General features: G+C 50.4%; 4 protein-coding genes, 2 tRNA genes and 1 pseudogene. 3 read left to right on the forward strand and 4 right to left on the reverse strand.

Annotated features, from left to right (window positions below; all coding sequences use genetic code 11):
* Positions 1-18: 18 nt before the first annotated feature.
* Positions 19-753: a glucose 1-dehydrogenase gene (locus tag DZC51_RS13675; RefSeq protein ID WP_157296832.1), complete on the reverse strand. Its 735-nt coding sequence runs from the start codon at positions 751-753 to the stop codon at positions 19-21.
* A gap of 90 nt (positions 754-843) precedes the next feature.
* Positions 844-2,437: pseudogene (locus tag DZC51_RS13680) on the reverse strand (solute:sodium symporter family transporter).
* Positions 2,438-3,000: 563 nt separating this feature from the next.
* On the opposite strand from DZC51_RS13680, the gene DZC51_RS13685 reads away from it, so the two are divergent.
* The 3 genes from DZC51_RS13685 (at position 3,001) to DZC51_RS13695 (ending at position 6,268) form a co-directional block, all read left to right on the forward strand.
* Complete coding sequence (locus DZC51_RS13685; protein WP_157296834.1) at positions 3,001-4,116, forward strand: M20 metallopeptidase family protein; 1,116 nt, start codon at positions 3,001-3,003, stop codon at positions 4,114-4,116.
* A 127-nt stretch (positions 4,117-4,243) separates the two neighbouring features.
* A complete protein-coding gene (locus DZC51_RS13690) occupies positions 4,244-5,230 on the forward strand; it encodes a diaminopimelate dehydrogenase (RefSeq protein WP_157296836.1) in 987 nt (328 codons plus the stop codon).
* Between the two features lie 474 nt (positions 5,231-5,704).
* Entirely contained in the window at positions 5,705-6,268 is a 564-nt protein-coding gene (locus DZC51_RS13695; protein WP_232524146.1) for a DUF6143 family protein, read from the forward strand.
* 160 nt (positions 6,269-6,428) lie between these two features.
* On the opposite strand, the gene DZC51_RS13700 is transcribed toward DZC51_RS13695, so the two are convergent.
* Positions 6,429-6,513 (reverse strand) — tRNA-Leu (locus DZC51_RS13700).
* Positions 6,514-6,543: 30 nt separating this feature from the next.
* Positions 6,544-6,617, reverse strand: a tRNA-Cys gene (locus DZC51_RS13705).
* Positions 6,618-6,689 lie beyond the last annotated feature (72 nt).

A 6,689-nucleotide genomic window follows, 5' to 3' on the forward strand; every position in this document is an offset into this window, starting at 1 on the left:
GGCAGCTTCTTTCATGGTTCACATTGCGGTCAGGCCGCCATCGATGACAAACTCAGACCCCGTAGAGTAACTGGAGTCATCCGATGCGAGGAACAGCACCATGTTCGACACTTCCTCGGACCGGGCCATCCTGCGGAGCGGTATTTGCTTGGCAAACTCCCTGATTTGTTTGATGGCATCCCCCTCGGTGACCATCGGCGTCTCGATCACGCCCGGGTGGACCGAGTTGACGCGAATGCCAAGACCGGCCAGCTGAAGAGCGGCTGACTTGGTAAGTCCACGAACAGCGAACTTCGTATCTGTATAGCCCGGTGCTCCCCCAACAAGCCCGTTCATTGAGGAAATATTGACAATCGATCCTCCCCCGGCTTTCTGCATCGATGGGATGACTGCCTTGATGCCCAGGAAAACCGAGACTTGATTAATGTCCACAATCTTGCGGTACTCATCCTCCGTCATGTCGAAGATGGTCTTCGCCATGCTGATGCCGGCGTTATTGACGAGGATTCCAACCGGTCCGAATGCCGCTTCCGCTTCTTCGACGACCGTCTTCCAATCCTCCGCCTTTGTCACATCCTGCCTGACAAAATGCACCGATTCGCCAAGTTCTTCCGCAAGAGCGCGACCGCCTTCAACATTCAGGTCCGTCAAGACCACCTTCGCACCCTCAGTCACAAATTTCCTGACATGGGATTCGCCCATACCGCGGGCACCGCCTGTGACGATTGCAACTTTCCCATCCAACTTGCCCATGTTTCATCCCTCCTACTCTGGTTCCTTGCATCAATATCATACTCCTTCGCCACTCTTTATTTCGAGCAGGAACTCTCTATTGGCGGATGGTTATGAAGCGATGCCGAGAGGTGAGAAGATGAGGTACATGCCGATCATCGTGATGATAACGAGTGCAGCCACACCCTTTCTATGCTTCCAAGGTGTCAGGTCGACTTTGTTTTGTCTCTCCTCAAACTGGAATGATTGTTCTAAAGGCTTCACTCTTGCGATGATCCATAGCAGCAGACAGTCCAAGAAGAACAGGGCACCAAACACATAGAGGTAGTGAATGTCGAGAAACACTTTGGACAGCAGGTAAGCCACAATATGAAATGCAAATGTCGCCTTCGCCGCAAACGGCGTCACTGTTTTTGAATAGAAGCCGAACAGGAGGATGGCCAGCATCGGCATGCTATAAATCCCGTTGAACTCCTGAACAACAGCATACAGGCCGGCCGGGGCAAAGGAAATAAGCGGCGCAATCACAACCGCTACCAGACCGCCGATGACAGTCACGAGTTTTCCTGCTCTGGCCACTTGACGATCCGTTGCATCACGCTTGAAAATCGGTTTATAAAAGTCTAGCGTGAACAGTGTCGCCGTAGCATTCAGCGATCCTACGAACGAACTGAGGATGGCGCCGAAAATGACCGCTGCGAAAATCCCGTATGCCCATTCCGGCAACACGTCCGAAACCAGCGTCGGATAGGCATTGTCCGGATTTGAGATACTGTCGCCGTACAGATTAAAGGCAACTATACCCGGGAGGACAAGGAAAAGGGCCCCGAAAACCTTGAAGAATCCAACATAAAGGGCCCCCTTCTGCCCTTCCTTCAGGCTCCTTCCGGCAAGAGTCTTCTGGACGATCATCTGGTTCGCACACCAAAAGAACAGGTTGTTGAAGAGCATCCCCGTAAACAGCGTCGGCCACGGGACAAGTTCCGAATCAGCCGCCCCAATGGCGTTCAGCATCTCCGGTGACTGTTCCTTCACAGTGGACAAACCTTCCATCGGATTTCCATGACCAAGCGCGGACAGGCCGAGGACGAGAATCGCGATGCCGCCCGCAAATAAACCGATTCCATAAAGAGTATCGCTGTACGCACTGAGTGAAAGCCCCCCCGAGCATCAGGTAAGCGAGTCCGATGATGCCGATAAACGCCGCAATCAATGCAATGGCAACAAGGGGATCCAGTCCGAATGCCGTATCGATATGGAAAATCTTATTAAAGACGAGTGCACCTGAATAAAGGACAACCGGCAGAAACGAGGTCATGTACGTTACGATGAACAACAATGAAACGATCCGCTTCGTTGTCGTGTCATACCGGATCTCCACAAAATCCGAGACCGTATCCACCCCATACTTAAAGTACTTTGGCAGAAAGACCAGGGCCAGGACTACACACGCGAACGCTGAAGTCACTTCCCAGGCCATAACCTGCATCCCTCCGGCGAAACTTTGGCCGTTTTGACCGACGATCTGTTCCGTAGACAAATTGGTCATGATAATCGTCCCGGCAATCGTCAGCCCCGTCAGGCTACGGCCACCTAAAAAGAAGCCTTCCCCGCTGTTGTTATCTACGGACCGGCTTCTTTTATATGCATATAGCCAAATTCCGCCGACAATGAACACAAATACCGCAACTGAAAAAGCATCCATCATTTCCACCTGCACATTCATTTTTGGGGGCATGTTGAATTTCAGACCCCATGGTTATGTAAGACAGAATCCATGTTGTAATCTAAACTGATTTGCCGTCCCGGATTTACTTGATAGGGATATCCATTTCCATAAAATAAAAAAACCCCATCCAGTGATGGATGGACTGTCGTGGATCAGGCTGTTTTCTTGAGTTCTTCATAAAGCCGCTTTGCTTTCTGCTCAGCCTGTTCCTCATATCGGTCAAAAACGGTAATCAATTTATTCCCGATAATAAAATTCCATTGACGTGTCATTCATACCACCTGCCTTCACAAGTCTCTACCCCAATTCCATAAAGGTTAAACCTCGCAATCCGGCTGGCACTATTAACATGACTGATTGATTCCATCCTTCTGACAATATAATATCAATAAAGGTCAATTTCCTTCAATGTTTCAGCTTGTTGACCGTTGTCGTAATGTTCATCTATCTTCTTTATCATCCTATTTCCCACATCCCTGTTATACTATTCTGGCAGAGTTAATTTTCAGTCTCGAAGACAGAATAGGAGCATCGAACTCATGAAAAAGGAGAATTTCGAACTGGCGGTCGGCCTTCGGCATGAGCTGCACCGGCATCCTGAGCTTTCCAATGAAGAGACATGGACTAAGTCCAGGCTGATTGAATTCCTCAAAGCGCACACTAATCTTGAAATTGCCGACAGGGGAAGCTGGTTTTACGCGGCCCACCGAGCGGGCAAAAACCGCCGGAACATCGCATTCCGCGCCGATTTTGATGCTCTGCCGATTGATGAGACCATCGATCTCCCCTGGGGCTCCAAATTCCCCGGCAAGGCACATAAATGCGGCCATGACGGCCACTCTGCAACACTCGCCGGTGTTGCACTGGAAGTGGATCAGCAAAAGCCGGACGTGAATGTTTTCTTCCTGTTCCAGCCGGCCGAAGAGACCGGGGAAGGTGCCATACAATGCGTCAGCCTCATTGAGGATGAACAAATCGACGAATTCTATGCCTACCACAATATGAGCGGGTTCCCCTTCCAGGCCGTCGGAATCCGTGATGGGACGATGTTCTGCGCCTCCAAGGGCATGACCATCCATCTCGAAGGGCTTCCTGCCCATGCCAGCCAGCCAGAAGACGGCATCAATCCTGCGTTCGCGCTTGCTTCGATCATCCGGGCCATTCCTGAGGTCACCGACCCGGCAGGCTATCAGGGCCTTGTCCTGTGCACCGTCGTCCAGATTGATGCCGGGGAGAAAGCGTTCGGCATTTCCGCATCCAAAGGGCTTCTCCGCCTGACAATCCGTGCGCTGTACGAGGATGAACTGAACCTGCTTCAAAAGAAGCTCGAGCATTATTCGGCAGCCCAGGCGGATCAATATGGCCTTCGAATCCGTTTCGAGTATAACGATGAATTCCCCGAAACGGCCAATGACAAGGAAACGGCAGACAAGGTCCGTGCAGCTGTAAAGTCGGCAGGCCTCAAAGGCTTTGAAATGAAGGAGGCCTTCAGAGGGTCAGAAGACTTTGGCCATCTGGCGAAGCTGACCAAAGCGGCCTATTGCATCATCGGAAATGGTGAAGAACATCCTCACATCCACACCGCCGAATACGATTTCCGCGACGAACTGATCGAAACCGGAACCGACTTGTTCCTCGCCATCCTGGAACAGTAAGATTCATTATTTATCACTGCGCAGTACTAATGTTATAATGTAAAAACCCGAAATTTCGAGAAGCTTCACACAATGGATTTTTGGGCAATCGGCAAGAATAATCAACTAGATAATGGGAGATGAGAGTATGGAATCGAAAATCAGAATCGGCATCGTCGGGTACGGAAATCTCGGTAAAGGTGCAGTGGCAGCCATCCGGCAGACAACTGACCTTGAACTCGTTGCCATCTTCACGAGAAGAGAGCCGGAATCCCTGAATCTGGACGATTCGTCCATTAACGTCGCCCATATTTCAGAGGCAGCCGACTATAAGGACAAAATTGATGTCATGCTCCTGTGCGGCGGCTCCGCCCATGACCTGCCGGAACAGACTCCGCATTTTGCAAGCATGTTCAATACAGTCGACAGCTTTGATACTCACGCGAAGATCCCCGAGTTCTACAAATCCGTCCATGAGGTGGCGGCGAAGAATAACACCACTGCCATCATTTCTGTCGGCTGGGACCCGGGTCTCTTTTCCATCAACCGCGTCATGGCCGATGCCATCCTGCCTAACGGGGAAAACTACACATTCTGGGGCAAGGGCCTCAGCCAGGGCCACTCCGATGCGGTGCGCCGTGTCAGCGGTGTCAAAAACGGCGTGCAGTACACCATCCCTGCCGATGCAGCGATGGAAAAAGTACGCAGCGGTGAAAACCCGGAACTCTCCACATCAGAAAAGCACCGCCGCGTCTGCTACATCGTGCCTGAAGAAGGGGCGGATCAGGCAGCGATCGAAAACGAGATCAAGACGATGCCAAACTACTTTGCTGACTATGACACGGAAGTGAACTTCATCACCGAAGAAGAACTCAAGCGTGACCACTCCAAGGCCCCTCACGGCGGTTTCGTCATCCGTGGCGGCAACACCGGAGACGGCAACAAACAAATCTTTGAGTTCTCCCTGAAACTCGACAGCAACCCGGAATTCACGGCAAGCGTCCTCGTCGCCTACGCACGGGCCGCACACTGGATGAACCAGGAAAAGCAATATGGTGCCAAAACCGTCTACGACGTGGCACCGGGTTACATTTCCCCCCGCTCTCCTGAAGAACTGCGGAAAGACTATCTATAATGAGAAAAAGGCAACTCCCTGCTAAAGGTGAGTTGCCTTTTCATATGTCAGAAGGATATGTTGGAAAACGGGCGCAGCTGTTCAGCCCGAAAATTCCACGAGATCATGCATCCATGATTAAATCAGTTCTCAACTTTGATTTCATTCTTTATCAAAGTCAGTGCATTATTATTAAATGAATTCTAATACTCATCTGCCTTCCAGATCAAGGTTGATAGGACAAGACACATAAACCTGATCCTTTCCAATGAAAAGGGCTCTGGCGGCTTACTGCAGCCCCACACGAGGACCCACCACGTGTGTGCCCGACTCCCTTTGCTTCCCCTTCTCTTGCACAACCCCTTGGACCTTGTTTACGCCAAATCGTCCGGTGGGCATATCAGCCGCAGCGGATTCTTGTTCTTTTCAACATAAAGACACTCGTCCATCCCCCTCCGTTTATTCTTCATATCCTTTTACGAGGAGGAATTTCTGATGAAAATGTCTGATCACGGACCATTCAGTAAAACGGTGAACATCCCGAATCCCTTATACCAATCGTTGCAGGGCCGTTATTTCGTGGGCCAAACAGAGCGGATCCATGTTGGAAAAGGAAAAAATGCGTGGGGAGGATTGATCAACCCCCTTAAATCCGATGTCAATCTCTTTGTAAATGCATTCACCATCACCAATCATTCCGATGTGCCCGTTGAGGCGGAAATTTGGTTTAATCCACTTCCCTTTGGAGAGCCGAAGATCTCAAGAAACGTCACGTCTGCAAATACAGCGCTTTTCCCGCTTCCCCAGCCAGAAGTGAAGATTGCTTACGCTGAAGGAATTCGAGGGATTCCTAAAAAGGGGGTTATGGCATTCAGAAGAATCGTTCCTCCAAATAGTACGTTGGCCAGCGATGAAGACGGAAAGTTCATCTTTCCGCCCAACGGCTCGTTTGTGATTGTTCTGGTTGCACCCGATAATGGAATCGTACAGGCCGAAGTGGCATTCGGCTGGTTTGAAGAAAAGAGAAAAGAAAAGAGCCAAACAGATAAATGGCACTAATTCAAAGCGAAGAAAGATGAAAAAACCGCTTTCCCTTTTGTATGGAGGGAAAGCGGTTTTGTTTGAATGTCCATGAGGAACAGGTTAGTCAGATAAGTTGATGTAACCCATAGAAAAACGATGCCTACGGGAGTAGGCATCGCGTCATAAGTATATTCGTTGGTACCGGTGGTCGGGATCGAACCGACACTCCGTAAGGAACACGATTTTGAGTCGTGCGCGTCTGCCAATTCCGCCACACCGGCATGATTTAAAATCATGCAGAAATAAAAAAATGGAGGCGGCAACCGGAATCGAACCGGTGATAAGGGAGTTGCAGTCCCTTGCCTTACCGCTTGGCTATGCCGCCGTATAAAAAATGGAGCGGAAGACGGGATTCGAACCCGCGACCCCCACCTTGGCAAGGTGGTATTCTAGCCAC

Origin of the sequence: Bhargavaea sp. CC-171006 (assembly GCF_009761675.1) — a bacterium.
GTDB lineage: Bacteria > Bacillota > Bacilli > Bacillales_A > Planococcaceae > Bhargavaea > Bhargavaea changchunensis.

Coding starts and splice junctions, on each gene's coding strand:
- DZC51_RS13675 (WP_157296832.1), bottom strand. CDS start 753: ATGGGCAAGTTGGATGGGAAAGTTGCAATCGTCACAGGCGGTGCCCGC.
- DZC51_RS13685 (WP_157296834.1), top strand. CDS start 3,001: ATGAAAAAGGAGAATTTCGAACTGGCGGTCGGCCTTCGGCATGAGCTG.
- DZC51_RS13690 (WP_157296836.1), top strand. CDS start 4,244: ATGGAATCGAAAATCAGAATCGGCATCGTCGGGTACGGAAATCTCGGT.
- DZC51_RS13695 (WP_232524146.1), top strand. CDS start 5,705: ATGAAAATGTCTGATCACGGACCATTCAGTAAAACGGTGAACATCCCG.